This window comes from Bacillus swezeyi (genome assembly GCF_001969815.1).
In the GTDB taxonomy this organism is placed as follows: Bacteria; Bacillota; Bacilli; order Bacillales; family Bacillaceae; genus Bacillus; species Bacillus swezeyi.
This window is the reverse complement of the sequence record NZ_MRBK01000014.1, coordinates 118,041-141,535: the sequence shown is the minus strand read 5'-3', so window position 1 is coordinate 141,535 and position 23,495 is coordinate 118,041. Positions and strand designations below refer to the sequence as shown.

28 protein-coding genes are annotated in these 23,495 nt (G+C 44.6%); 22 read left to right on the top strand and 6 right to left on the bottom strand.

The genetic code is table 11. The features are described from left to right. Positions 1-6: 6 nt before the first annotated feature. From BTA30_RS24435 to zur, 3 genes are read left to right on the top strand one after another with little or no spacing between them, the layout of a single operon-like run. The gene (locus BTA30_RS24435) at positions 7-330 is read left to right on the top strand and encodes an AAA family ATPase (RefSeq protein ID WP_404802516.1); all 324 of its coding nucleotides are present in this window, start codon (positions 7-9) and stop codon (positions 328-330) included. After that, entirely contained in the window at positions 330-1,190 is an 861-nt protein-coding gene (locus BTA30_RS13840; RefSeq protein WP_076761886.1) for a metal ABC transporter permease, read from the top strand. Before BTA30_RS24435 ends, BTA30_RS13840 begins: the two co-directional genes overlap by 1 nt. Continuing rightward, on the top strand, positions 1,168-1,596 hold the full coding sequence (gene zur, locus BTA30_RS13835) for a zinc uptake transcriptional repressor Zur (RefSeq protein WP_076761885.1): 429 nt from the start codon (positions 1,168-1,170) through the stop codon (positions 1,594-1,596). Before BTA30_RS13840 ends, zur begins: the two co-directional genes overlap by 23 nt. Before the next feature lie 69 nt (positions 1,597-1,665). On the opposite strand, the gene BTA30_RS13830 is transcribed toward zur, so the two are convergent. Continuing rightward, positions 1,666-2,250: a hypothetical protein gene (locus tag BTA30_RS13830; protein ID WP_076761884.1), complete on the bottom strand. Its 585-nt coding sequence runs from the start codon at positions 2,248-2,250 to the stop codon at positions 1,666-1,668. A 138-nt stretch (positions 2,251-2,388) separates the two neighbouring features. On the opposite strand from BTA30_RS13830, the gene BTA30_RS13825 reads away from it, so the two are divergent. Continuing rightward, complete coding sequence (locus tag BTA30_RS13825; protein WP_076761883.1) at positions 2,389-2,766, top strand: MFS transporter; 378 nt, start codon at positions 2,389-2,391, stop codon at positions 2,764-2,766. Between the two features lie 39 nt (positions 2,767-2,805). On the opposite strand, the gene ispG is transcribed toward BTA30_RS13825, so the two are convergent. The 3 genes from ispG to BTA30_RS13810 form a co-directional block, all read right to left on the bottom strand. Next, positions 2,806-3,924 carry a flavodoxin-dependent (E)-4-hydroxy-3-methylbut-2-enyl-diphosphate synthase gene (ispG, locus tag BTA30_RS13820; protein ID WP_094777335.1) on the bottom strand — a complete coding sequence of 373 codons (1,119 nt, stop codon included), beginning with the start codon at positions 3,922-3,924 and terminating at the stop codon, positions 2,806-2,808. A gap of 107 nt (positions 3,925-4,031) precedes the next feature. Next, a complete protein-coding gene (locus BTA30_RS13815; protein ID WP_076761881.1) occupies positions 4,032-4,337 on the bottom strand; it encodes a LysM peptidoglycan-binding domain-containing protein in 306 nt (101 codons plus the stop codon). 96 nt (positions 4,338-4,433) lie between these two features. After that, the gene (locus tag BTA30_RS13810) at positions 4,434-5,192 is read right to left on the bottom strand and encodes a DUF1189 domain-containing protein (RefSeq protein ID WP_076761880.1); all 759 of its coding nucleotides are present in this window, start codon (positions 5,190-5,192) and stop codon (positions 4,434-4,436) included. Between the two features lie 146 nt (positions 5,193-5,338). Here BTA30_RS13810 and BTA30_RS13805 point away from each other — a divergent pair, with 146 nt between their 5' ends. The 9 genes from BTA30_RS13805 (at position 5,339) to pstB (BTA30_RS13765) (ending at position 15,114) form a co-directional block, all read left to right on the top strand. Then, positions 5,339-5,824 (top strand): DUF456 domain-containing protein, encoded by a 486-nt coding sequence (locus BTA30_RS13805; RefSeq protein WP_076761879.1) that lies wholly within the window; start codon positions 5,339-5,341, stop codon positions 5,822-5,824. A 181-nt stretch (positions 5,825-6,005) separates the two neighbouring features. Continuing rightward, positions 6,006-6,614, top strand: a complete 609-nt coding sequence (gene sodA, locus BTA30_RS13800; RefSeq protein WP_076761878.1) for a superoxide dismutase SodA — start codon at positions 6,006-6,008, stop codon at positions 6,612-6,614. Positions 6,615-6,943: 329 nt separating this feature from the next. Then, complete coding sequence (locus BTA30_RS13795; protein ID WP_076761877.1) at positions 6,944-8,230, top strand: MFS transporter; 1,287 nt, start codon at positions 6,944-6,946, stop codon at positions 8,228-8,230. A 111-nt stretch (positions 8,231-8,341) separates the two neighbouring features. Beyond that, complete coding sequence (locus BTA30_RS13790) at positions 8,342-10,462, top strand: peptidoglycan D,D-transpeptidase FtsI family protein (RefSeq protein WP_076761876.1); 2,121 nt, start codon at positions 8,342-8,344, stop codon at positions 10,460-10,462. Positions 10,463-10,666: 204 nt separating this feature from the next. After that, positions 10,667-11,584: a phosphate ABC transporter substrate-binding protein gene (locus tag BTA30_RS13785; protein WP_076761875.1), complete on the top strand. Its 918-nt coding sequence runs from the start codon at positions 10,667-10,669 to the stop codon at positions 11,582-11,584. A 73-nt stretch (positions 11,585-11,657) separates the two neighbouring features. Beyond that, positions 11,658-12,587: a phosphate ABC transporter permease subunit PstC gene (gene pstC, locus BTA30_RS13780; RefSeq protein ID WP_076761874.1), complete on the top strand. Its 930-nt coding sequence runs from the start codon at positions 11,658-11,660 to the stop codon at positions 12,585-12,587. Then, a complete protein-coding gene (pstA, locus tag BTA30_RS13775) occupies positions 12,587-13,471 on the top strand; it encodes a phosphate ABC transporter permease PstA (protein ID WP_076761873.1) in 885 nt (294 codons plus the stop codon). Before pstC ends, pstA begins: the two co-directional genes overlap by 1 nt. Before the next feature lie 23 nt (positions 13,472-13,494). Continuing rightward, complete coding sequence (gene pstB, locus BTA30_RS13770; RefSeq protein ID WP_076761872.1) at positions 13,495-14,322, top strand: phosphate ABC transporter ATP-binding protein PstB; 828 nt, start codon at positions 13,495-13,497, stop codon at positions 14,320-14,322. A 12-nt stretch (positions 14,323-14,334) separates the two neighbouring features. Next, positions 14,335-15,114 carry a phosphate ABC transporter ATP-binding protein PstB gene (gene pstB / locus BTA30_RS13765; protein ID WP_076761871.1) on the top strand — a complete coding sequence of 260 codons (780 nt, stop codon included), beginning with the start codon at positions 14,335-14,337 and terminating at the stop codon, positions 15,112-15,114. Between the two features lie 93 nt (positions 15,115-15,207). On the opposite strand, the gene BTA30_RS13760 is transcribed toward pstB (BTA30_RS13765), so the two are convergent. After that, on the bottom strand, positions 15,208-15,699 hold the full coding sequence (locus tag BTA30_RS13760) for an endolytic transglycosylase MltG (RefSeq protein WP_076761870.1): 492 nt from the start codon (positions 15,697-15,699) through the stop codon (positions 15,208-15,210). Beyond that, entirely contained in the window at positions 15,696-16,046 is a 351-nt protein-coding gene (locus tag BTA30_RS13755) for a hypothetical protein (RefSeq protein ID WP_076761962.1), read from the bottom strand. Before BTA30_RS13755 ends, BTA30_RS13760 begins: the two co-directional genes overlap by 4 nt. A gap of 174 nt (positions 16,047-16,220) precedes the next feature. Between BTA30_RS13755 and BTA30_RS13750 the strand changes: the two genes are divergently transcribed. The 9 genes from BTA30_RS13750 to BTA30_RS13715 all read left to right on the top strand — a co-directional run bounded on the left by BTA30_RS13750 (position 16,221) and on the right by BTA30_RS13715 (position 23,396). Next, positions 16,221-16,715, top strand: coding sequence for a hypothetical protein (locus BTA30_RS13750; protein ID WP_076761869.1), 495 nt, complete (start codon positions 16,221-16,223; stop codon positions 16,713-16,715). Then, on the top strand, positions 16,712-17,836 hold the full coding sequence (locus tag BTA30_RS13745; protein ID WP_076761868.1) for a glycosyltransferase family 4 protein: 1,125 nt from the start codon (positions 16,712-16,714) through the stop codon (positions 17,834-17,836). The genes BTA30_RS13750 and BTA30_RS13745 overlap by 4 nt, the downstream gene beginning before the upstream one ends. Positions 17,837-17,941: 105 nt before the next feature. Next, positions 17,942-18,091, top strand: coding sequence for a 50S ribosomal protein L33 (gene rpmG, locus BTA30_RS13740; RefSeq protein WP_003153056.1), 150 nt, complete (start codon positions 17,942-17,944; stop codon positions 18,089-18,091). A gap of 50 nt (positions 18,092-18,141) precedes the next feature. Continuing rightward, positions 18,142-18,714, top strand: coding sequence for a 5-formyltetrahydrofolate cyclo-ligase (locus tag BTA30_RS13735; protein ID WP_076761867.1), 573 nt, complete (start codon positions 18,142-18,144; stop codon positions 18,712-18,714). 42 nt (positions 18,715-18,756) lie between these two features. Next, positions 18,757-18,930: a protein YqgO gene (yqgO, locus tag BTA30_RS23420; RefSeq protein ID WP_094777333.1), complete on the top strand. Its 174-nt coding sequence runs from the start codon at positions 18,757-18,759 to the stop codon at positions 18,928-18,930. A 104-nt stretch (positions 18,931-19,034) separates the two neighbouring features. Continuing rightward, positions 19,035-20,573, top strand: coding sequence for a rhomboid family intramembrane serine protease (locus BTA30_RS13730; protein WP_076761866.1), 1,539 nt, complete (start codon positions 19,035-19,037; stop codon positions 20,571-20,573). Positions 20,574-20,645: 72 nt separating this feature from the next. Then, positions 20,646-22,100, top strand: coding sequence for a spore germination protein (locus BTA30_RS13725; RefSeq protein ID WP_076761865.1), 1,455 nt, complete (start codon positions 20,646-20,648; stop codon positions 22,098-22,100). 97 nt (positions 22,101-22,197) lie between these two features. Further along, positions 22,198-22,395 carry a YqgQ family protein gene (locus BTA30_RS13720; RefSeq protein ID WP_076761864.1) on the top strand — a complete coding sequence of 66 codons (198 nt, stop codon included), beginning with the start codon at positions 22,198-22,200 and terminating at the stop codon, positions 22,393-22,395. Positions 22,396-22,421: 26 nt separating this feature from the next. After that, a complete protein-coding gene (locus BTA30_RS13715; protein ID WP_076761863.1) occupies positions 22,422-23,396 on the top strand; it encodes an ROK family glucokinase in 975 nt (324 codons plus the stop codon). Positions 23,397-23,495: the final 99 nt, after the last annotated feature.

Genomic DNA, 23,495 nt, shown 5'->3' with positions numbered 1-23,495 from the left:
ACATTTATCGCAAGAGCGCTCGTAAGCGAACCGAAGCTGCTTATTCTTGACGAACCGACGGTCGGAGTCGATCAAAAAACGGTTGAAGGCTTTTATCAGCTCTTGGAAAAATTGAATCGGGAAAAAGGGATTACGTTGATTCTTGTCACCCATGATGTCGGCACAGTTTCTGATAAAGTCACACATGTTGCCTGTATGAATAAGCATCTTCATTTTCATGGCAATACAGACGAGTTTGAGTCGATGACAGATCAAGACCTCTCGCAGTTTTACGGGCATGATGTCCAGGCCATCAGCCACAACCACCATCATCATGGAGGACACGAATAATGCTGACACCTTTTTTTCATTATGAATTTTTGCAAAACGCATTTATTTCAGGAATATTAATCGGTCTTATCGCACCGCTGCTCGGCGTCTTTATCGTTGTCAGGCGCCTCTCGCTGATCGCTGATGCGCTCAGCCACGTTTCTTTAGCCGGAATTGCTGCGAGCCTATATTTAGGGAAGCAATTTACGATGCTGGCAGGAGTCAGCCCGATCTATTTCGGAATGATGTTTTCGGTTGCTGGGTCTTTAATTATTGAAAGGCTCAGGACGGTTTATAAGCATTATCAGGAGCTGGCGATTCCAATCATTATGTCGGGAGGCATCGGTGTTTCCGTTATTTTTATTTCGCTTGCGGAAGGATTTAATACAGATCTCTTCAGCTACCTGTTCGGCAGTGTGAGTGCGGTGTCAAGGGAAGACCTGCTTGTGATCATCGGAATTTCCGCCGCAGTTCTGATCGTGATTTTCTCCCTTTTTAAAGAGCTGTTTTTGCTTTCGTTTGATGAAGAGCATGCCAAAGCATCAGGAATTTCCGCCAAATGGATTCATTTTATTTTTATTTTGATCGTGGCGCTTGTGATTGCTGCTTCCATGAGAATCGTCGGCACATTGCTCGTTTCTGCGCTAATGACGCTCCCTGTAGCGGCAAGCATGCGGATTGCAAAAGGATTTAAGCAGGCGATTTTCTTTTCCGTTTTGTTCGGGGAGCTGTCCGTCATTATCGGACTCGTGCTCGCTTATCATTTGGATCTTGCGCCGGGCGGAACGATCGTGCTGCTGTCTATTTTGATACTGGTGTTATGCATCAGCTATAATAAAATCAAAAGGAGGGTTCGCCGTGAACGTACAGGAAGCGCTTGATTTATTGAAGGAAAAAGGTTATAAATACACAAGCAAGCGGGAGGATATGCTTCAGCTTTTTAGTGATTCTGATAAATATTTAACGGCGAAAAATGTACTTTCCGCTTTAAATGACGATTATCCGGGTTTGAGTTTTGATACCATATACCGAAATCTGTCTCTGTTTGAGGAGCTTGGCATTTTGGAAACGACAGAGCTTTCAGGTGAAAAGCAGTTTCGTTTTAAATGCTCTTCTGTTCATCACCACCATCACTTTATCTGCATGGTTTGCGGCAAAACGAAAGAAATTGAATTGTGCCCGATGGAAAAGCTGACCGATGACCTTGACGGCTATCATATCAGCGGACATAAATTTGAAATCTACGGCACATGCCCCGGTTGTGAAGCGAACAGGATGGAAGCGTAGAACTTATCCGGTGCGATGGATGGTGATTCATCGCACCGGTTTTTTATTGCAAAAAAGCATGTAAGGCGTTTACATGCTTTTTGCGGTTTCAATGGACTTCTCGTTTTTCCTGAGCCAGTCTGCTGCTTCATGCCAGCTGTTGACTCTGATAATGTTTGAATCGGTCGGCAGCTGATTGTAAGGCGTATTGAACAGCAGGACGGGGATATTGGCTTCTTTAGCGATCATTGTAGCATTTCCATGGTGATCTTCAAAGAAAACATCAATTTTATGTTTAAACACGGCTTCCAGTTTATCATGGCCGCCGACATGTTCAATATGGTCGTAATGAACGTCTTTTTTGTGAAACCAGTCAAATGTAATATTTTCAAGGTGGCGTCTTCTCGCTGTAATATATATCAGTTTGTGCTGATTTTTCAGCTCATCAAGCGTCTGTTTGGCGTATTCTGCAAGCAATGCTTCCTGATAGATGCGCGGTTCGTTCTCATTCATCCATTCCCAAAAATCTCCATCGGAAATGTTCAAAATTTTTGTCAAGTCATAGTCTTTTATATCTTCCAATGTGATGGAAAGGCTGAATGACTCGTTTAAGTAGGGAACAAAAGTATCCTGGGCTGTGATCGTTCCATCAATATCGATTCCTAAATGTAACATGTCCACACTCCTTATCATCCATTCCTTCAGTGTATCATAAACTTTTAACAATTACAGTAAAGTTTAGCAAACATGAATTAGCTCCGGAATGCTTAAACTATAAATGCTCCTTTATGGACTAAAGAGGGGGGATAACGAATGGAAAAGGAACGAAAAGTTCAAGATCGTGGCCGCAACGGTTATGATGCTGATTTAGTCGATGCGACTTTAGATAATGATGAATTTTTAGAAGAAACAGCAGCAGAAGTTGCGCCGCAGCCGTATCGCGCGGAAAATGGCCGCAATGGTGAAGCGGGCAATGATGATGCCAATGTAGCTGGCGGACGTGTAACCGGATATATCGCCTTAGCGCTTTCGATTATTTCTTTGTTCATGCTTCCTGTACTGTTGGGAATTGCAGGGATCATTGTCGGTTATATAGCCAGAAGACAAGGAGCAGCTGGCTTAGGAGCCTGGGCGATGGGTATCGGTGCAGTTTCTCTCGTGCTTGGCATATTTATAGCACCATTTTTCTAACAGAAAAGCTTGACGGATTTCCGTCAAGCTTTTTGTATGTCATGTGTTTAATTTTTGTTTTTCAGCTTCTTGTTTGGCATAGTGTTCTTCGGCAAGCTTGTCGATTTCTTTCTTCAGCTCTTCTACCATTGTTTCCTCAGGTACTTTTCTTACGATTTCCCCTTTGCGGAAAAGAAGACCTTCGCCGCGGGCGCCTGCGATGCCGATATCCGCTTCACGGGCTTCACCAGGACCGTTTACAGCACAGCCGAGTACCGCGACTTTGATCGGCGCCTTAACTTTTGCGATATATTCTTCGACTTCATTTGCGATGCTGATCAAATCGATTTCGATCCGCCCGCAGGTCGGGCAGGATATCAATGTCGCCGCATTGGATGCAAGACCGAAGGATTTCAGCAATTCTCTTGCCACTTTCACTTCTTCAACCGGGTCTGCACTTAAAGAAATGCGAAGGGTGTTGCCAATGCCTTTGGAGAGTATTGCGCCAAGACCGGCGGCGCTTTTAACCGTTCCGGCAAACAATGTCCCGGATTCTGTGATCCCTAAATGAAGCGGATAATCAAATGCTTTTGCCGCTTTTTCATAAGCCTCAATGGCCAGGTTGACATCTGAAGCCTTCATGCTGACGATGATATCATGAAAATCCAGATCCTCAAGAATTTTGATGTGATGGAGGGCGCTTTCTACCATGCCGTCCGCTGTCGGATAACCATATTTCTCAAGAATCCGCTTTTCAAGAGAGCCTGCGTTGACACCGATGCGGATTGGAATGCCTTTTTCCTTCGCGGCATTGACGACAGCCTCGACTTTTTCACGGCGGCCGATATTCCCCGGGTTAATGCGGATTTTATCGGCTCCGCCTTCAATCGCTTTCAAGGCGAGTTTATAGTTGAAATGAATATCCACGACAAGCGGAATGGATATTCGTTTTTTAATTTCAGGAATGGCGTCGGCCGCCCGTTCATCCGGACAGGCAACCCGGACGATTTGGCACCCGGCTTCAGCAAGCCTGTTGATCTCAGCGACCGTTGCCTCGACATCATGCGTTTTGGTTGTTGTCATGCTTTGAATGACGACTTCATTATTGCCGCCTATTGTTAACGGCCCCACTTTAACAGGGCGCGTTTTTGTACGATGTGTGATTTCACTCACTTGAATTCGCTCCTTAAGTATAATTCTGGAGCCGGCTGCTCCTTTTCTTATACCAAATCGTTTACAAGTCTTATTGTAACAGCCCGTTCATTAAACTGACAAGAAATTAACGTTCAATCCGGATAAACGGGGAACTTGTAGGTAGCCCCGGCCTGAATGCTGCCCGCCTTTACTTTCGGATTAAGCGCTTCAAAGTCTTCGGCGATTTGGTCTGCGGGAATATGTTTTTGTCCGATGATTGAAAAGACTGTCTGGCCGGGTTTGACGGTGACAGTCTTATATTGGAGGCTGTCTGCGGGAGCTTCCGCTGCCATAGTCGATACAGGCAGAGCATTTGGCGGGATGGTGCCTGATTTCAAGTCATAGTAAACAATGAACAAGGTTAGCAAAATGGAAAGGAACACGATAATACGCTTCATTAAACTTGTCCCCATTTCATTCATTTTTTACTATTTTACGCTTGTCCTCTTTTTAACATGACAACAAAATGAAGCACCAACCAATTAGGGCATCGTTTATCCTGTCGTTTTTTGTGACGGTGTTTCTTTAATGGCAAGAAACAGCATGATGAAATTGACAGCCCAATTTAATAAAAATTCACTCGGAACTACCGCTTGCAGGCTGTCCATAATCGCAAAAAAGACAGTCGCCAGTGTGATGGAATATGCCGACATGACCCAAAGCTGCTTATAAGCAAGCTTTTTCTTCAGTCCGTTTCGAACCAATAATCCGATCACGGCAAGCACTGTGACATCGATAAATTTGCCCGCCGCGGTTGCCAAGAACAACAGGATGCACAATACCGGGACAATCACGGATTTATTTTGTTCGACTAGCGTCAGGATGTCCTGTTTTGTCATTTCCTCGGGCAGCATCGTATACGGCATTTCCTGGACTTGTCCGTCTATGGCGATGACGAACTTATCTTTCAGAATACCGACGGAATTCTGCTTGTCTTTAATCTGTTTTGTTCCATAAGAGTCGGTCGGATCAAAGACAATAACAAATCCGAATGACTGTGATTCAGTCGCTTTCTGTGCATCTGTGTGCAGTGAGCCGTCTTTAATGGTGAAATCGGGAATTTCTTGAACAGCAGATTGAAAGCTGTTCATTGTCTTCACGACACCGCTGCTCATGTGGTAAAGGTTTGGAAGAGCGGCAATGACGCTCAGTAAAAACACATATAAAATGGTTTTTCCTATTCCCTGAAATCGCGTTTTAGCAATCGCAGGAGTCGAATATGTACTTTTGTAAAACTGCTGGAATAAATTCATTCGGTTTTCACTTCCTATTTATATAGTGTATCTGCATTATTGTATCGTCAGGAAAGAATGAACACAAGGAACTTATGCCGGAAAGAGTGTTCCTGAAAAAAATAAGGTATAATAAAAACCATCATCATGATTGGAGGTGATCTGGAATGGACATTTTATACTGGCTCATCATTGCGGCAATGTTTGGAATTGCTTTTGTCGGCCTCGTCTATCCAATCATTCCGAGTGTCGTTTTTATCGTTGCCGGATTTATATTGTATGGATTTTTATTTACATTCGGGCATTACTCATACATATTTTGGATTATCGAAGGGGTTTTTACCGCTGTTTTGTTTGCGGCCGACTACATCACAAACCTTCTCGGGATTAAACGTTTCGGCGGCAGCAGGGCGGCGATATGGGGCAGCACGATCGGGCTTCTCATCGGGCCGTTTGTGATCCCTGTGGCTGGCATTATTCTCGGCCCGTTCATCGGAGCATTGGCAGGGGAGATGATCGTCCATCGAAAAGACATCAAAACCGCGGCCAAAATAGGAGTCGGTTCACTGATCGGCTTCATCTCGGGCGTGTTTGCAAAAGGCGTGATTCAGCTGATCATGATCGGCTACTTTTTATTTGCGGTTTTAAAATAATGCCGAATGATGTTTAAAATAAAGAGGGAAAGGTTAAAGTTTAGTATGTCCGCTGAAATGATTTGTGATCATTTTGTGAGCATTATCATTGAAACAAGCCCTTTCTTTTGATAAATTGAAATAGGAAAGGCTTGCTAAATGGCGGCATTTCAATACATACAACTTTAAGGAGGAATTGATAATGGCTTACAAACTTCCAGAACTACCTTATGCTTACGACGCGTTAGAACCGCACATCGACAAAGAAACGATGAACATTCACCATACGAAGCACCATAACACATATGTAACAAAATTAAACGATGCAGTGGCAGGCAAACAAGATCTCGAAAGCAAATCTGTTGAAGAGCTTGTAGCAAACCTTGATGCTGTTCCGGAAAGCATCCGCACAGCGGTCCGCAACAATGGCGGCGGACACGCCAACCATTCACTTTTCTGGACGCTTCTTTCACCAAACGGAGGCGGCGCTCCTTCCGGCGAATTGGCTGAAGCGATCGATAAAAAGTTCGGCAGCTTTGATCAATTCAAAGAAGACTTCGCTGCTGCTGCGGCAGGCCGCTTTGGCTCCGGCTGGGCATGGCTTGTTGTCAACAATAGAGAGCTTGAAATCACAAGCACACCAAACCAGGATTCTCCGCTTTCAGAAGGCAAGACGCCTATTTTAGGCCTTGATGTATGGGAGCATGCTTATTACCTAAATTACCAAAACCGCCGTCCAGACTACATCAAAGCATTCTGGAATGTCGTGAATTGGGATGAAGTAGCACGTCTTTACAGCGAAGCAAAATAATATAGGCTGCAAAAAGGTCCGCGAAAAGCGGGCCTTTCATATTGTTGACAAAATCCTAAAACGGTTTAAAGTTTTAGGATTTTGTCATCCTTTCAGCTCAGCGTGATTGAAAACCTTTGCAGTCTAGGAAGGGCGAGCATCGGAGCAGAGCGAATGTTGGAATTCGTGAGCACCGACGCACAGGCCTGACAACGAATGCGAAGGTTTGTCAACACGCTGAAAGGTCCGCGAAAAGCGGGCCTTTTTTGTTTTTCGATTCTTTTGTTCTCAAGTACATAACTGACTTTTGATGAGACAGACTAATGTGTATCAGTAAAGGGGAGTCAGTTATGAGCAGAATCAAAAACATTATAGGCGATGTTGAAGTAAACAGAGATCTGCTGCTTTTGCTTACTGTCGGCGGCCTTTATTCGCTGAGCATTGCGCTTTCAAATACGTTTGTAAATGTGTACCTCTGGAAGCAGTCGGGAAAGTTTTTTGACTTGGCCATTTACAATCTGTCAATCGTTGTCATGCAGCCGTTGACTTTTATGCTCGCCGGTCGCTTGGCGAAGAAAATCGACAGAGTCTTTATTCTGAGGTTCGGCGTATCTTTTTTAGCCGTCTTTTATCTAACCGTCCTTTTGGCGGGAGAAAATGCCGGATCACGGCTGATCCTGCTTGGCGGTGTGCTCGGAATCGGCTACGGGTTTTATTGGCTTGCATTTAATGTGCTGACATTTGAAATCACTGAACCGGATACAAGGGATTTTTTTAATGGTTTTCTCGGCGTTTTAAACTCAGGCGCCGGCATGATCGGCCCGATCGTCGCTGGTTATGTCATTTCGAGACTTGCCGACAATACCGGATATACGGTGATCTTCAGCCTTTCTCTGGCTTTGTTCACGGTGGCCGTCGTCACTAGTTTCTTTTTAGGCAGAAGGGAATCGCGCGGCAGGTATATTTTGAAAAAAATCTGGGCGGAGCGAAATTCGGATGCCAACTGGCGCAGCATTACCAATGCCCACTTTTTCCAGGGGCTGCGAGAAGGGATTTTTGTTTTTTTAATCAATGTCTTTGTCTTTATCACGACAAAAAGCGAGCTTGCCTTGGGAAAATTCGGACTGGTGAATTCGGCTGTATCTTTTTTTGCCTACTATTTTGCGACAAGGTTCATTAAAAAAGGAGGGCGAAAAAAAGCCATTCTAATGGGCGGTCTCGTCTTATTTGGAGCCCTTTTCCTGATTTTGTTTCATATGACTTATGTGACACTGCTGCTTTACGCTGTGGCCATTGCGATCGGCTATCCGATTCTGCTTGTTCCTTACTCATCGCTGACGTATGATGTCATAGGAAAAGCGAGGTATGCGAGAAAGGCAAGAATTGAATATATTGTCGTAAGAGAGGTTTTTTTAAACATCGGGCGGATTATTTCCATTTTAGTTTTTTTGCTGCTTGTTTCGTTATTAAAAGAGGATTTAGGCATTCCGGCCTCTTTAGTGCTGCTTGGCGCCGGCCATACGCTGATTTATTATTTCATTAAAGATATTCGCTTGACAGAGCCGGCCCGGGAAACGGTCGGAAAGGATCCGCATAAACAAACAGCGGAGCCTAACTTTTTAGAAGGAAAAAGATAATTCATTTTTAAATCCAAGTGAAAATAGTAGAAAAATGCCGAAAAAAACTTTACAATATATTTGGCACCTTTTCATAAGGTGTCTTTTCTTTATTTAAAGAAGGTGATGCAAATGATGAAAAAGAAACAGAAAACTGAAAAACGAAAGTCGCTGCCAATCAGGCTGAATATATTGTTTTTCATGGCGTTTCTAATATTTACAGCTGTGATCGTGCGCCTTGGAATGGTGCAGATCGTGTTTGGCGAAGACTATACAAACGAAGTCCAAAAACAGGATGAAGTAGAAGTCTCTGCGACCGTCCCAAGAGGGAAAATATATGACAGGAACTTAAATACCATCGTAAAAAATAAACCGCTTAATGCTGTTACATATACAAGAACATCGTCAACCTCACAGAAGGAAAAGCTGAAAGTGGCCAAAAAACTGGCGGATATGATCGATGTTGATACTGATAAAATTACGGAGCGGGATAAAAAGGACTACTGGATTTTAACAAGGCCGAAAAAAGCTGAAAAACTGATCACCGCTCAGGACCGCCAGAAAGTTAAGGACGGAAAAATCTCCGAAGATGATTTATATCAGCTTCAGCTTGACAGAATTACGGAAGACGTGCTGAACGAATTAACTGACGAGGATTTGGAAATATTGGCGATCAAACGTGAGATGGATTCCGGTTATGCGCTGACACCGCAATATATTAAAAATAAAGGTGTAACCGCAAAAGAAATGGCCGTTGTCAGCGAACATCTTGACGAGCTTCCGGGTGTGGACGTGACTTCCGATTGGAAGCGCGATTATCCTTACAATGGGCTGCTCAGAACGATGATCGGCAGCATTTCCGACTCGAGTGAGGGGCTGCCGAAAAACCTGCTTGATCATTATTTGTCGCTCGGCTATAACCGGAATGACCGGGTCGGAAAAAGCTATCTTGAAGCTGAATATGAAGATGTGCTGCAGGGCCAAAAAGAGAAAGTGAAAAATATTACCGATCAATTAGGCAATGTCGTCGACACAGAAGTCGTTTCAGAAGGAAAAAGCGGAAAAGACTTGGTGTTAACGATCGATGTTGAGATGCAAAAAGAGATTGAAAAAATTATCGGGGATGAGCTGAAAAAGGCAAAAACCCAGCACAGCGCGCCTTTTCTCGACCGCGCATTCGTCGTCATGATGGATCCTAGAAATGGCGAAGTATTATCGATTGCCGGCAAGCAGCTTAAAAACGAAGGCGGCAAATTAAAGCTGGACGACTATGCCCTTGGCACGATGACATCCTCATATGCAATGGGTTCGGCTGTCAAAGGAGCGACCGTTTTAACGGGTCTGCAAACGGGAGCGATTAATTTAAATACGTCTTTTCTTGATGAACCGCTTTATATTGGAAAAGGTAAACCGAAAAAATCATGGTCAAGCAACTTGGGAACTCTGGGCATCCAGAAAGCCCTTGAGCAGTCTTCAAACGTGTTTATGTTTAAAACAGCGATAGCTGTCGGCAAGGGGCAGTATAAGCCGCATCAGCCGCTTGATCTGAACACGGAAGCGTTCGATACATTCAGATATTATTTCAATCAATTCGGCCTGGGCGTTAAAACGGGTATCGACCTTCCGAATGAAGCAACAGGATACAAAGGCTCTCAAAGGCTGCCTGGTTTCCTCCTCGACTATGCCATCGGTCAGTATGATACGTATACACCGCTGCAACTGGCGCAGTATGTCTCAACGATTGCCAACGACGGCTACCGGATGAAGCCCCGGATCGTTAAGGAAATCAGAGAGCCTGATTCGAAAAAAGGCATTGGAGCCGTCACTGAGTCGGTGCAGCCTGAAGTGTTAAACAGAGTGGATATGAGCAAGGAAGAAATTGAAACCGTCCAAAAAGGATTCAAACGAGTCATGACAAATGGTACGGCAGCTGGGCAATTTGCTTCTGCAACATATAAACCTGCCGGTAAAACGGGAACGGCTCAGTCTTTCTATGATGGACCTGACAAATCGAAAACCGGAGAGTCCACATACAATACAACACTTGTTGCTTATGCGCCTTACGACAACCCCGAGGTTGCGATTTCCGTAGTTGTTCCATGGGCTTATAATGATTACAGCAAGAGATATACAATTACGAACGATATCGGCAGAAAAGTGCTGGATAAGTATTTTGAACTGAAATCTAAACAAGCCAAAAATAATACAATCGAAAAAAATAAAGACAAGATAGAAGAAGAAGCAAATGAATAGGTCTTAAGTGCCTTTTTTCGAAAAACACCCGCATCATGCATGCGGGTGTTTTTTTGCTCTCTTTTACTTTCTTTCGTGCGGCCATTTATACAAAAATCAAGCTTATTTTACAAAACCTTAATAATTCATTTAAACAAGATTAACACTGAAAAGTTACGCTATACACGTAGGACAAATTACACATTTACGCGGGAGGATTAAGAAGTGAAACCATTTAAAAAAATCACACTGATGTTCATCATGTCCGTTTTAGTTGTCTTCGCAGCAGCTTGTGGGAGCGGTAGTACAAACGGGAGCGCAGATGAAGGCAAACAAAACGATAAAACAGAGGATAAGGCTTCAGGATCGTTAACGATTTCCGGATCTTCAGCGATGCAGCCGCTTGTCTTAGCCGCGGCTGAAAAATTTATGGATGAGAATCCAGATGCCGATATTCAAGTGCAGGCTGGAGGTTCTGGAACAGGCCTTTCTCAAGTGGCTGAAGGAACCGTTCAAATCGGAAACTCCGATGTCTTTGCTGAAGAAAAAGAAGGCATTCCTGCAAAAGAGCTGACTGATCATCAAGTAGCCGTTGTCGGAATGGCGGCAGCCATCAACCCTGAAGTGGGCATCGATGATATTTCACAAGATGATCTTAAAAAGGTTTTCACAGGGAAAATCAAAAACTGGAAAGAGCTTGGCGGGAAAGATCAACAAATCACTCTTGTCAATCGTCCGGATTCTTCAGGAACCCGTGCGACCTTTGTAAAATATGCCCTTGACGGAGAAACACCTGCTGAAGGAATCACTGAGGATTCTTCCAACACGGTGAAAAAATTAATTTCTGAAACGCCGGGAGCCATTGGATATCTTGCTTTTTCATATATCACAGATGACTCTGTCACTGCCCTGTCTATTGACGGCGTGAAACCAACTGCTGAAAATGTACAAAAAGGCAAATTTCCGATTTGGGCTTATCAGCATTCTTATACAAAAGGCGAGCCTGAAGGTTTGGCCAAAACATTTTTGGATTATCTGATGAGTGACGAAGTTCAAAAATCCATCGTTACGGATCAGGGCTACATTCCAGCGACAGATATGGAAGTAAAACGTGACGCAGATGGAAAGCAAACCGATAAATAATGAAAATTGAAGCAGGGAAAGTGTGCTCCTGACACTTTCCCTATTATCACTTGTTTTTATAGGAGTGTAAAAAATGGTTCAAAAAATAGAGAAACTGTCCGCGAAAGAGCGGCTGATCAGCTCCAAACAAAATCGTAAAATGGATGAATTCCGGGGGAGAATGCTTGTTGCTTCATGTGCTTTTATTATGATGGCAGCTGCGATTTCAATCACCATCTTCCTTGGAAATAAGGGGTTGCAATCTTTTCTGGCCAATGGTGTAAGCCCAATTGAGTTCTTAACCAGTTTAGATTGGAATCCAACGAATCAAAACCCTCAATACGGGGCGCTTCCGTTTATACTCGGATCTTTTGCAGTGACCCTTCTTGCATCTTTGATTGCTGCACCGCTGGGAATCGGGGGCGCGATTTTCATGACGGAAATCGCACCTTCATGGGGAAGAAAAGTACTGCAGCCGGTTGTGGAATTGCTTGTTGGCATTCCTTCCGTCGTTTATGGATTCATAGGCCTTACAGTATTAGTGCCGTTTATTTCACAGTTTAAAACAAGCGGGTCAGGGCACAGCCTGCTGGCAGGAACGATCGTCCTCGCTGTCATGATTTTGCCGACGGTCACCTCTATTTCAACGGATGCGCTTATGTCGCTTCCGAAAAATCTGCGGGAAGGATCATATGCTTTGGGGGCGACTAGATGGCAGACGATTAGAAAGGTTCTGATTCCGGCAGCTCTGCCATCGCTTCTTACAGCGGTCGTGCTGGGAATGGCAAGGGCATTTGGCGAGGCTTTAGCCGTTCAGATGGTCATCGGAAACTCACGGAACCTTTTTGAGAGCTTGTTGGATCCTGCAGGGACATTGACAACGATTATCACGTTAAACATGGGTCATACAACTTACGGAAGTGTGGAAAACAATACGCTTTGGTCAATGGGACTTGTACTGTTGCTCATGTCGTTCTTGTTCATTCTGCTGATCCGTTATCTGTCATCCAGGAGGAAACTGTAATGAACAGCAAAGTAACCGATCGTATCGCAACAGGTGTATTTGGATTGATTGCCGCGGTCATTACGGCCATTCTTGTCGGCTTGTTTGCTTATATAATCACAGGCGGTGTTTCACACATCAGCCTCGACTTTCTCACATCGCGCTCCAGCGCGCTTTCAAGCGGGGGAGGGATTCGTGATCAGCTGTTCAACTCATTTTATATTTTAGTGCTGACAATGCTGATTACCGTTCCGCTTGGGGTCGGCGGCGGCATTTATATGGCTGAATATGCACCCACCAATAAACTGACGGATTTTATCCGCATCTGTATTGAAGTTTTATCATCCCTTCCTTCGATTGTTATGGGGATGTTCGGCATGCTGATGTTCGTCAATCTCACCGGCTGGGGATACAGCATTATCGGCGGAGCCCTGGCATTGACAGTCTTTAACCTTCCAGTGATGGTGCGGGTGACTGAGGATGCAATCCGCTCCGTACCAAAGGAACAAAAAGAAGCTTCTCTTGCTTTGGGCGTATCCAAGTGGCATACGATCAAAACCGTTTTGATCCCGGGTGCCGTCCCGTCGATCATCACAGGTGCAATTCTCGCGTCAGGGCGTGTATTTGGCGAGGCTGCTGCATTGCTGTTTACAGCCGGCCTGACAACGCCGAGGTTGAATTTTGGCGATTGGAACCCATTTTCGGAAACATCTCCGCTTAATATTTTCAGACCGGCAGAAACGCTTGCCGTTCATATTTGGAATGTTAATACACAAGGCATTATTCCCGATGCAGAGGCGATTGCAAACGGTGCATCAGCAGTGCTCGTTTTATCCGTCTTGCTCTTTAATCTGGCTGCAAGATGGTTCGGCTCCTTTATTCACAAAAAATTAACGGGAAGATAAATGAGAAGGAAGGGTGAAATTTTATGGTTCAGGTCCAAATTCCGACTTTGGAAATCGTGCGTGAGAATATCGGAATTGCCCCGTTTCCTGAAGCGAAAGAGCACATTTTAGAAGTGCAGAATTTAAATATTCATTATGGAGAAAAGCGGGCTGTCAACAACATTTCTTTCAATATTGACAAACAGGCTGTAACGGCGCTGATCGGCCCCTCAGGCTGCGGAAAATCGACTTTTTTGAGAAGCATCAACCGGATGAATGATCTGATTCCATCCGCTAAAACGACGGGGGCAATATTGTATGAAGGACTGAATATTCTTGATTCCAATATTAACGTTGTCAATCTGCGGAGAGAAATCGGTATGGTTTTTCAGAAGCCGAATCCTTTTCCAAAATCGATTTACCACAACATTACCCATGCTTTAAAGTATGCCGGGGAACGAAAGAAATCAGTTCTGGATGATATCGTGGAAGAAAGCCTGACGAAAGCCGCGCTGTGGGATGAAGTGAAAGACCGCCTTCATCAGTCAGCTCTTTCACTGTCAGGCGGTCAGCAGCAGCGCCTCTGCATCGCAAGGACGCTTGCCATGAAACCTGAAGTGCTCCTGCTGGATGAGCCTGCTTCTGCGCTTGATCCGATCTCAAACTCGAAAATAGAGGAATTAATCGTCGCTTTAAAAAAGGAATATTCCATCATTATTGTCACGCATAATATGCAGCAGGCTTCAAGGATTTCAGATCAGACTGCATTTTTCCTAAACGGAGATTTGATTGAATATGACAGAACGGAAAAAATCTTTATGAACCCTTCAGAAAAAAAGACGGAGGATTATATCAACGGCAGATTTGGATAAGGAGGACGGCATATGAGCGCTCTAACGGCAGCAAAGCCAAAAGAAGTATACCGGATCAGCGATTTGAATTTATGGTACGGAGAACATCACGCATTAAAAAACATTAACCTGACAATTCCTGAATATGAAATTACGGCGATTATCGGACCGTCCGGCTGCGGAAAGTCAACTTTCATTAAGACGCTGAATCTGATGATCAATATGGTGCCGAATGTCAAAATGACCGGCCAAATCAGCTATAACGGCAGCAATGTGCTGAACAGCAAAGTCGATCTTGTAGAATTAAGAAAAAAAGTCGGCATGGTTTTTCAAAAAGGAAATCCATTCCCGCAGTCCATTTTTGATAATGTCGCATACGGACCGAGAATTCACGGGCTGAAAAATAAAAAAGAACTGAATGAAAGGGTGGAAAAAGCGCTGGTTGATGTGGCGCTGTGGGATGAAGTGAAAGACCGTCTCCATGCCCAGGCGCTCGGACTTTCCGGAGGGCAGCAGCAGCGCCTCTGCATTGCAAGAGCGCTGGCGACAAATCCGGATGTATTGCTGATGGATGAGCCGACATCTGCTCTTGATCCCGTCTCCACTTTGAAAATTGAAGAGCTTATGCTGAAGCTGAAAGAAAAGTATACGATTGCCATTGTAACTCATAACATGCAGCAGGCCTCCCGTATCTCTGATCAAACCGCTTTTTTCCTCATGGGAGAGCTCATTGAGTGCAATGATACGATCAAGATGTTTTCAAGTCCTGATGACTATCGGACAAAAGATTATATTACCGGCCGTTTTGGCTGAAAAAACAGGCTGTCGATCTGATCGGCGGCCTGCTTCTTGGTGCGTGGAAATGAGAGGTGAAAAAAACAGGCTGAACTTGAACAGCCTGTTTTTTTATTTGGACAGCGTTTTGACAATGTTTTTTAAACTGTCTCCGCGTTTTAAATCATATTTACCTGCGCGGATCTTGGATTCGTTTCCGGTTTTTTTCACATAATCTTTGAAGTCGTCAGCAGAAGAGATCACCTTTTCTTTTGCAAGGATGTCAGCAACCTCTGCAGTGCTCATGCCGCTCTTAATTTCAAGCTTATATTTGGAATCTTTTTTGGTGTTTTCTTTATCTTTTTCTTTGTCTTCTTCTTTTTGCTTCGCATCATCCTGCTTGAGTGCGGTCTCTTTATAATTCAGAAGCTCTTGATATTCTTCGCGCTTAAGCGAAACTTGCTGGTTGGCCTTCAAATACGTTTTGACGTCTGCTTCACTGATCTTTTGACTGTCTTTTGAAGCCTCGGCTTTTCCGTTGTCGGTCAGGTAAAATGCTCCGGCAAGAACCGCCGTAGCTAAAATCATTCCTCCGGCAAAGGCCTGTACACTTTGTCTCGTCATACAAGCACCCTCTCGTTGTCTTTAATGATCGCTTTTACATCTTCAACAGAGACATGCTCCGCTTTCGCGATGGCATCCACCGACATGCCGTTTTGATACTTTGAAAGAATCTGTTTTGCGATATGCTGGCTGATTCCTACGTTTGGTCTGCGGACGACAACATTTGAATCGATAAGCTCTTCTTCAAGCACCTTCATTTTCTTTTTCAGCTTATAGATTTCCTGCATGGCCGACAGCTGAAGTGTTTCCAGCTCTTGTTCAACTTCTTTAATCGGTTCTCTTTGAAAATATGAGAATGCGATCAGCGCAATACTGACAACAATCAGCGCAATGATAGCAACTTCCACGTTCATCACCTTCAATTCTTATTTTCTCCTTCTTTTTTATACCATAAAAACGCTTGCTTCAAAAGGAGTTAATGAAAAAAATAAAAATTTTGTCGAAAAAATTAATTTTCATTGCGTCCCAGAAGACGTTTCAAATAGGATAGGAAATAAAGGGTTTCCAGGGAGGGCATGGCGGTGAAAAGGAAATACGGGAAAAAACCTTTTCAGAATAGTATTCGAAATGATGTATTGTTTTCTAACGATATTTTAAAAATATTTTCGGAAGAACATGAAGAATTGACACTGACATGGGAATTGACAGAGGCTTCGCTTGCAGCTGCCGAAGCTGTTCTGTTTGAAGATATAAAAGATGTAGAAAAACAAATTTGGCTCATGTGTATAAAAGACGGGCAAACAAAAGTGCGAACCATACATACCGGGGCGTTTAAAGGAGAAGTAACGGTTTCTCCAGCCTTAGGGGACGCTTTTTACAAAGCGGAATACCGGATTTATAATTCGCTGAACATTTCGCTGACGGCTCTCGCCTCTGACCGTTTTTATCTTAAGAAAAACAGAGTCAAATCCAATGAGCGTTTTTTCATCCAAGATAAACGGCATGACTGGACTGATCAATTTTCCGCATATACAGGCTATTCTCTAAAAGAAGGAAAGGGGCCTGCATCTTCGTGAACATTTTGGTGCTGTCGCTTGAAAATCCGTGCTCGCTGAAAAGCGGAGCAGGCCGTTATCTGAAAAACCAGCTTGAATTATTGAAGGATGATATCATGTTTACGGTCTGCACGCTGCGTCCTGAGGAAAGCTGTTTCGAAAATAGCGACGGGGCATGGAAAACGATTGAGATACCGCTTAAGTTCGGGGCTTGCGCTTCTTTTGAAGATGCTTTGGCAGAGATGAATTTTCAGATGATCAAAAAAGTGCTCGAATTTACAGGGCGTTTTGATCTGATTCATGCAAACGATGATGTCACGGCTCCTGCTGCCGTCTACCTTAAACACGCCTTGCAGCTTCCGCTTATTTCGACGATACATGGCCTTGAAAGCGACCGAAAAAAAGCGGCTGGCGAAAAAGCGCATCCATACAGGATGCTGTTTGAACGTTTGATTTTGAAAGAAAGCCGGCGAGTGATTGTTTTGAGCAGCATGATGAAGCAGGCGATAAAAGAGAAATCTTCACAGGCCGCAGAAAACGTTCAAATCATTCCAAATCCGTGCCGAAAGACAAAAACGGCAAAAAAACAGCTGAAAGCCGTCCCTTATCTTTTTTCTTACGGCCGATTTGTTCCGGAAAAAGGATTTTTCCGACTGCTCCGCACTTTTAAAGAACTCGCCATGCTGCAGCCTGATCTTGAACTTGTCATTGCCGGAGAAGGCCCCCTCAAAAGCGAATATGAGAAAGAGGCAAAAACGTTGGGAATCGAGAGACGTGTCACGATTCTTCCTTTCATCTGTGACCAAGAAAGGGAAAGCTGGCTCGCTTACAGTGAAATGGCTGCTTTTCCAAGTGCATATGAACCATTCGGCATTGCCGTTCAGGAGAGCATGACGGCAGGCGTTCCCGTTGCTACGGGAAAAAATGGGGGGTGGAATGATTTCGTCATTGACCGTGTCACCGGCTTTCGGGTCGATTTTGAGAATCCGTGCCAAGCCGCCCGGACGCTGGACGACCTTCTTCGCGGCGAAGCGATCAGGAGGAAAGTCAAACAGACGGGAAAGGCGTTCATTTTGCAGCTTCATAACCCTGAGAAGATAAGAAAATTGTTTTTGGAACGCGTATATACACCGTCTTTTTAGCAAACAGCAGGCAAACTAAAAAAAACGCCTGGCATTCCGGCGTCATAAGTGGTATTATAGATAAGTCTGAACAGCAAATGATATATAGTTTGGAGGGAAAAATAAATGCGCGTAAATATTACTTTAGCTTGCACTGAATGCGGCGAGCGTAACTATATTTCTAAAAAGAACAAGCGTAATAACCCAGATCGCGTTGAATTCAAAAAGTATTGCCCACGTGACAAAAAATCAACTTTACACCGTGAAACAAAGTAAGCAGCAGGGATTTTCCTGCTGTTTTTTCAATTTTATAAGGGGGGAGAAAAGTGAAGCGCGTTTTAAGGAACGATGTCAAAAAAGCGCTTGCGAAGCTGACTGACCAAGAATTTCGGCAAAAAACGCGAGCGATTCATCAGTCTTTTTTTCAATCAAAACAGTGGAATGAAGCCTCTGTCATCGCTCTTACCATATCGAAAAAGCCTGAAGTGCCGACAATGCCGATTATTGAACGGGCCTGGCGGGAAGGAAAGACGGTCTGCATTCCAAAATGTTTGCCTGAGACAAAGGACATGCACTTTCGCCGGTTCAAAGATGAGAGCGAACTGGAAGTCGTTTACTTCGGTTTGCAGGAACCGATCGCTCATAAAACCGAGCTGATCGCGTCCGAAGACATCGATTTCATGCTTGTTCCAGGCATATGCTTTGATCGAAGGGGGTATCGAATCGGCTATGGAGGCGGATATTATGACAGATATTTGGCCGATTTTACGAAAGAGACGGCATCCCTCGCTTTTCATTGCCAAATCATCGGCCAGATTCCCTATGAAGTGCATGACATACCGGTCAAACAAATTTTCACTGAAGAAACAACCTTCATCTGCGGGGTTTCTCCTGAATAAATATTAAAAAATGAGATACGATACGGTTATAGGAGGGATCATATGAGAAAAGTTACTTTTATTGTATTAGGCGCACTCGCCGCTCTCGTGTTTTTTCAAAACCGCTATCGTGTCATCAATTTCATTCTTGGTCAGAACAGAATCCGCCACTATTTCATTCATTGGATGATGAGGATTCCGTTTATTCGAAATAAATTTATCCAGCAGGCTTTTTAAATCCCGGTTCAAGCGGGATTTTTTTAAAATACCGAAGGCGTTCATGCCAAGCAATCAGACGTGTTTCCTGTTATAATGGACAAAAACAATTGTGGAGCGTCGCGATGTATTTATTTGATTATACGTACTGGAATTTAATCGGGAACCTTTTGAAACGGGATTTTGAGCTTGTCCAGGCGCCTGCTTCGTACGGGGAAGCGTGGCTTGAAGCGAGGGGGAACGCCCCGTATGATTTGATCCGCATATACCGAAAGGATGTCGATTTCAGGCAGGAGCTCGTTCGTGATCTTGAGTCTCTTTCTGAAAGGGCAGAACGGCTGAGAACGGCTTCGGGCAGACGAAAGCTTTCTATATTGAATGTGTATTTATCAATGCAGGCGCCGGTTGATGAATGGGAGGATGTTGTCAGCCATCCGGTTGCAGATAAGCGAGTCAGCATTGTGCCGATTTTTATCGATCAGGCATCAGCTGAAGAGGGCTGCCGAAAAATCGCCCTGGCATTAAACTTGAACCCCGATGATTTAACAGGCCTCATCCGGGATGCTTCATATGAAGAAGTGGAGCAGATCAAAGCTGAGGTTTTAGCGGCCGCTGAGAAGAGAGAGGAAGAAAGGCGGCGGGAAGCGGCGATGTTTGATAGAGGAAAACCGATTCTTACCTGGTTTTTCGCCGTACTTCAAGTGATCATGTTTCTCCTCTTGGAAATATCAGGAGGGAGCCAAAATACCCATACGCTGATTCGTTTTGGGGCCAAGGAAAACAGCCTGCTTTTAGCGGGTGAATGGTGGAGGCTTCTGACGCCGATCGTCCTTCACATCGGCCTTGTCCATCTCATGTTTAACACATTCGCATTATTGTCGGTAGGCGCCGCTGCGGAAAGGGTTTACGGTTCGTTTCGTTTTCTTGTGATTTACATATCAGCCGGCATCTTCGGTTCGATCGGCAGCTTTTTGTTTAGTCCATACCCTTCAGCAGGAGCGTCAGGAGCCATTTTCGGCTGCTTGGGCGCCCTTTTATATCTCGCTTTTTCGAATCGGAAAGCTTTCTTAAAAACGATCGGAACGAATATTATGGTGATTATCATCCTGAACCTCGGGCTGGGCTTCACCGTTTCAAATATTGATAATGCGGGCCATATCGGCGGATTGATCGGCGGGCTTTTGACGGCGCTTGCGGTCGGACTCCCGGGAAAAAGAAAGCCTGTCCAGCGGCTGGCAGGCTGGACCTTAGTGCTGGCCGTAGGCGGAGGCGCCCTATATTGGGGAATACATTCAGCGCCAATGCAGGAAAGTTCCATGCTGTATCAGGCAGGGAAATGGTATGAAGAAGGAGAGTATCAGAAAGTAAAAGAGGTGTTGCAGGATGTCGCTGAACAGCCGGATGTTTCAAGCGACGCATTGAGGCTGCTCGCTTCTTCAGAAATTCAGCTCGGCCAATATGAAGAGGCTGAAAAGCGGCTTGAAGTGATTGTGAAAAAAGACCCTTCAGACCATGTCTCCCTCTATAAACTGGCTGTACTCTATGCAAGAAAAGGCGAATTGACAAAAGCGGAGCAATCCGTTGAAAAAGCTTTAAAAGAAAAACCAGATGAAGATATGTATCAAACGCTTCGGGACAAAATAAAAAAAGAAACAGCCCAATAATAAAGTATGAAAAGCTTCCGTTATGTTAAAAATGGTTTGAAGAACAGATTCATTTGACGGGAGCTTTTTATAATGGAAAAAAAGCATTTTGTTCAGGAGAATTTAGCTGAAAATGTCGACTATTTAAATGAAAAGCTTGGGGTCGATAAGAGCTTTGACATGATCAGGCTCGATGTGGTTTATGCGGGGAGAAACATGGCGCTCTATTTGGTCGATGGATTTGTAAAAGACGATATTATGCACTATCTGTTGAAAAATCTGTCAAAACTCTCTCCGGATTGTTTAGAAGAAGATCCGCTGGAAAAGCTGATTAAAACCCACATTCCCTACGTTGAAATTGATACCGAGGAAGACCTTGACAAAGTCGCTGACCAGGTGTTGTCAGGGCCGACCGTCCTGCTTGTCGACGGCATTGATCACGCAATTATTATAGACGCGAGAACATATCCGGCCAGAAGCCCTGAAGAACCTGATAACGAACGTGTTGTCAGGGGATCAAGGGACGGTTTTGTCGAAACGATTGTATTTAACACCGCATTGACGAGAAGAAGAATCCGCGATCGATCATTAAGAATGGAATTCCTTCAGATCGGCAGAAGAAGCAAAACAGATGTCGTCATCTCCTACCTCGAAGACATCGCCGATTTAGAAAATGTAAAAAAGCTCAAACAATCATTGGAAGCGATCGATACGGATGCCCTGACAATGGCGGAAAAAACGCTGGAAGAATATATCGGCGGCAGACATTGGAACCCATATCCCACGGTCCGTTATACAGAAAGGCCGGATACTGCGGCCGTTCATTTATATGAAGGGCATATTCTCGTCTTTGTCGACGGCTCGCCAAGCGCTTTGATTACCCCGGCTACCTTTTGGCACCATTTGCAGCACGCTGAAGAGTACAGGAACAAGCCTCTTGCGGGCGCTTATATGAGAATGGTTCGTTTTATATCGGTACTGGCATCAATCTTTTTGCTGCCTTTATGGTTCTTGCTTTCTATTCATCCTGAACTGCTGCCTGATGCCCTTCAATATATAGGCCCTGAAAAAAAAGGAGCCCTTCCCTTGCTGGCGCAATTTTTAATCATCGAAATAGGCGTCGATATGATGAGGATGGCCGCGATTCACACGCCATCGTCGCTTGCTACAGCTCTCGGTCTTGTGGCGGCACTAATGATAGGGGAAGTTGCTGTACAGGTTGGACTCTTCTCACATGAGGTCATCCTGTACTTGGCTGTCGCGGCAATCGGCACATTTGCCACGCCAAGCTATGAAATGAGTGTGGCAAACCGGCTCGTCAGAATCGTGCTTCTCATCGTTGCCGGAGCATTCGGCCCGATCGGATTCGTCATCGGCATATTCTGCTGGATTGTTTATTTGGTCAGGATGAAATCTTTCCATGTGCCTTATCTGTGGCCGTTTATTCCTTTTGACTACAGAGCGTTTCGCGATATTGCGATCCGCACGCCAATGCCTTTAAAGAATAGAAGGCCCGTATTTTTAAATCCCCAAGATCCGGACCGCTAAAAGCCAGCTTTCAGTCAGAAAGCTGGCTTTTTTTTGCTTGACGCAAGACAGCTTTATTTATAACCTATTGTTAGACGTGAAAAGAATGGTGAATAAGATGAAAACAGCATATGATGTCCAGTTATTTCTGAAACGATTCGGATGCTTTGTTTATTTCGGAGATCGCGAGCTGGAGCTCGAGTTCATGATGGAAGAACTGAAAGAAATGTTCCTATCAAATCTGATCGAAAAAGAACAGTGGGCGCAAGCCATGTCAATTTTGCAGAATGAACTGACAAATATAAAGAGAAAATAAAACAGTTGGAGTAGGGGGATTTAAACATGAATGACAGCTGGCTGGTCGGGATCGACCTTGGAGGAACGACCGTGAAACTCGCTTTTGTAAGCGCTTATGGCGAGATACAGCATAAGTGGGAAATCCCGACGGACAAGTCGGGAAACACCGTTACATTAAGCATTGCCAAAGCGATTGACAGCAAACTGGAGGAAATAGGAAAGCCGAAGCGGATATTGAAATGGATCGGTATGGGAGCACCCGGGCCCGTCGATACAGAGACAGGCATTGTTTATAAAACGACCAATATGGGCTGGGAAAACTACCCTTTGAAAGACCACTTAGAGGCTGAGACAGGATTGCCGGCAGTCATTGAAAATGATGCGAATATCGCCGCTCTCGGCGAAATGTGGAAAGGGGCCGGAGACGGCGCAAAAGACTTGTTCCTCGTCACTTTGGGAACCGGAGTCGGCGGCGGTATTATTGTAAACGGTGAAATTGTCCACGGAAAAAACGGAGCGGGCGGAGAAATCGGCCACATCTGTTCGGTTGCCGAAGGCGGAGCGCCATGCAACTGCGGCAAAACCGGCTGTATTGAAACAATCGCATCAGCTACCGGAATCGTCAGAATCGCCAAAGAAAAAGTCGAGGCCGGCGGCTGTGAATCGGTCTTGACAGGATTCCCCGACTTAACGGCCCGCCATATCTTTCAAGCGGCTGAACAAAACGATCCGGCTGCAGTGCAGGTCGTCGAATATGTCACAAACCATTTGGGGCTTGTCCTCGCCAATTTGGCGAGCTCTTTGAACCCTTCCAAAATCGTGATTGGCGGCGGCGTCTCCAAAGCCGGCGAAATCCTTCGCTCAAAGGTTGAAAAATCGTTTGGAAAATATGTATTCCCAAGAGCCGGAGAAGCTGCTGATATTGTCATCGCTTCCCTCGGTAATGATGCGGGCGTTATCGGGGGCGCATGGATTGCAAAAAACGCATGGCTGAAAAGTGAGGCGCAGCCTGTTATATAAAGCTTTTAAGGGTCTAAAAAGGCGTTTTATTAATACTTTTAAACAATTGTTAAAAATGATTGATTTTTTTGTACAGACAGGTTAAGATATGGTTTAGTA

Coding starts and splice junctions, on each gene's coding strand:
- BTA30_RS13830 (WP_076761884.1), bottom strand. CDS start 2,250: ATGTTACATTTAGGAATCGATATTGATGGAACGATCACAGCCCAGGAT.
- BTA30_RS13715 (WP_076761863.1), top strand. CDS start 22,422: ATGAATGACAGCTGGCTGGTCGGGATCGACCTTGGAGGAACGACCGTG.
- BTA30_RS13725 (WP_076761865.1), top strand. CDS start 20,646: ATGGAAAAAAAGCATTTTGTTCAGGAGAATTTAGCTGAAAATGTCGAC.
- BTA30_RS13805 (WP_076761879.1), top strand. CDS start 5,339: ATGGACATTTTATACTGGCTCATCATTGCGGCAATGTTTGGAATTGCT.
- BTA30_RS13815 (WP_076761881.1), bottom strand. CDS start 4,337: ATGAAGCGTATTATCGTGTTCCTTTCCATTTTGCTAACCTTGTTCATT.
- BTA30_RS13730 (WP_076761866.1), top strand. CDS start 19,035: ATGTATTTATTTGATTATACGTACTGGAATTTAATCGGGAACCTTTTG.
- pstA (WP_076761873.1), top strand. CDS start 12,587: ATGAACAGCAAAGTAACCGATCGTATCGCAACAGGTGTATTTGGATTG.
- pstB (WP_076761872.1), top strand. CDS start 13,495: ATGGTTCAGGTCCAAATTCCGACTTTGGAAATCGTGCGTGAGAATATC.
- BTA30_RS13790 (WP_076761876.1), top strand. CDS start 8,342: ATGATGAAAAAGAAACAGAAAACTGAAAAACGAAAGTCGCTGCCAATC.
- yqgO (WP_094777333.1), top strand. CDS start 18,757: ATGAGAAAAGTTACTTTTATTGTATTAGGCGCACTCGCCGCTCTCGTG.
- BTA30_RS13825 (WP_076761883.1), top strand. CDS start 2,389: ATGGAAAAGGAACGAAAAGTTCAAGATCGTGGCCGCAACGGTTATGAT.
- BTA30_RS13720 (WP_076761864.1), top strand. CDS start 22,198: ATGAAAACAGCATATGATGTCCAGTTATTTCTGAAACGATTCGGATGC.
- pstC (WP_076761874.1), top strand. CDS start 11,658: ATGGTTCAAAAAATAGAGAAACTGTCCGCGAAAGAGCGGCTGATCAGC.
- sodA (WP_076761878.1), top strand. CDS start 6,006: ATGGCTTACAAACTTCCAGAACTACCTTATGCTTACGACGCGTTAGAA.
- BTA30_RS13840 (WP_076761886.1), top strand. CDS start 330: ATGCTGACACCTTTTTTTCATTATGAATTTTTGCAAAACGCATTTATT.
- pstB (WP_076761871.1), top strand. CDS start 14,335: ATGAGCGCTCTAACGGCAGCAAAGCCAAAAGAAGTATACCGGATCAGC.
- BTA30_RS13760 (WP_076761870.1), bottom strand. CDS start 15,699: ATGACGAGACAAAGTGTACAGGCCTTTGCCGGAGGAATGATTTTAGCT.
- rpmG (WP_003153056.1), top strand. CDS start 17,942: ATGCGCGTAAATATTACTTTAGCTTGCACTGAATGCGGCGAGCGTAAC.
- BTA30_RS13810 (WP_076761880.1), bottom strand. CDS start 5,192: ATGAATTTATTCCAGCAGTTTTACAAAAGTACATATTCGACTCCTGCG.
- BTA30_RS13795 (WP_076761877.1), top strand. CDS start 6,944: ATGAGCAGAATCAAAAACATTATAGGCGATGTTGAAGTAAACAGAGAT.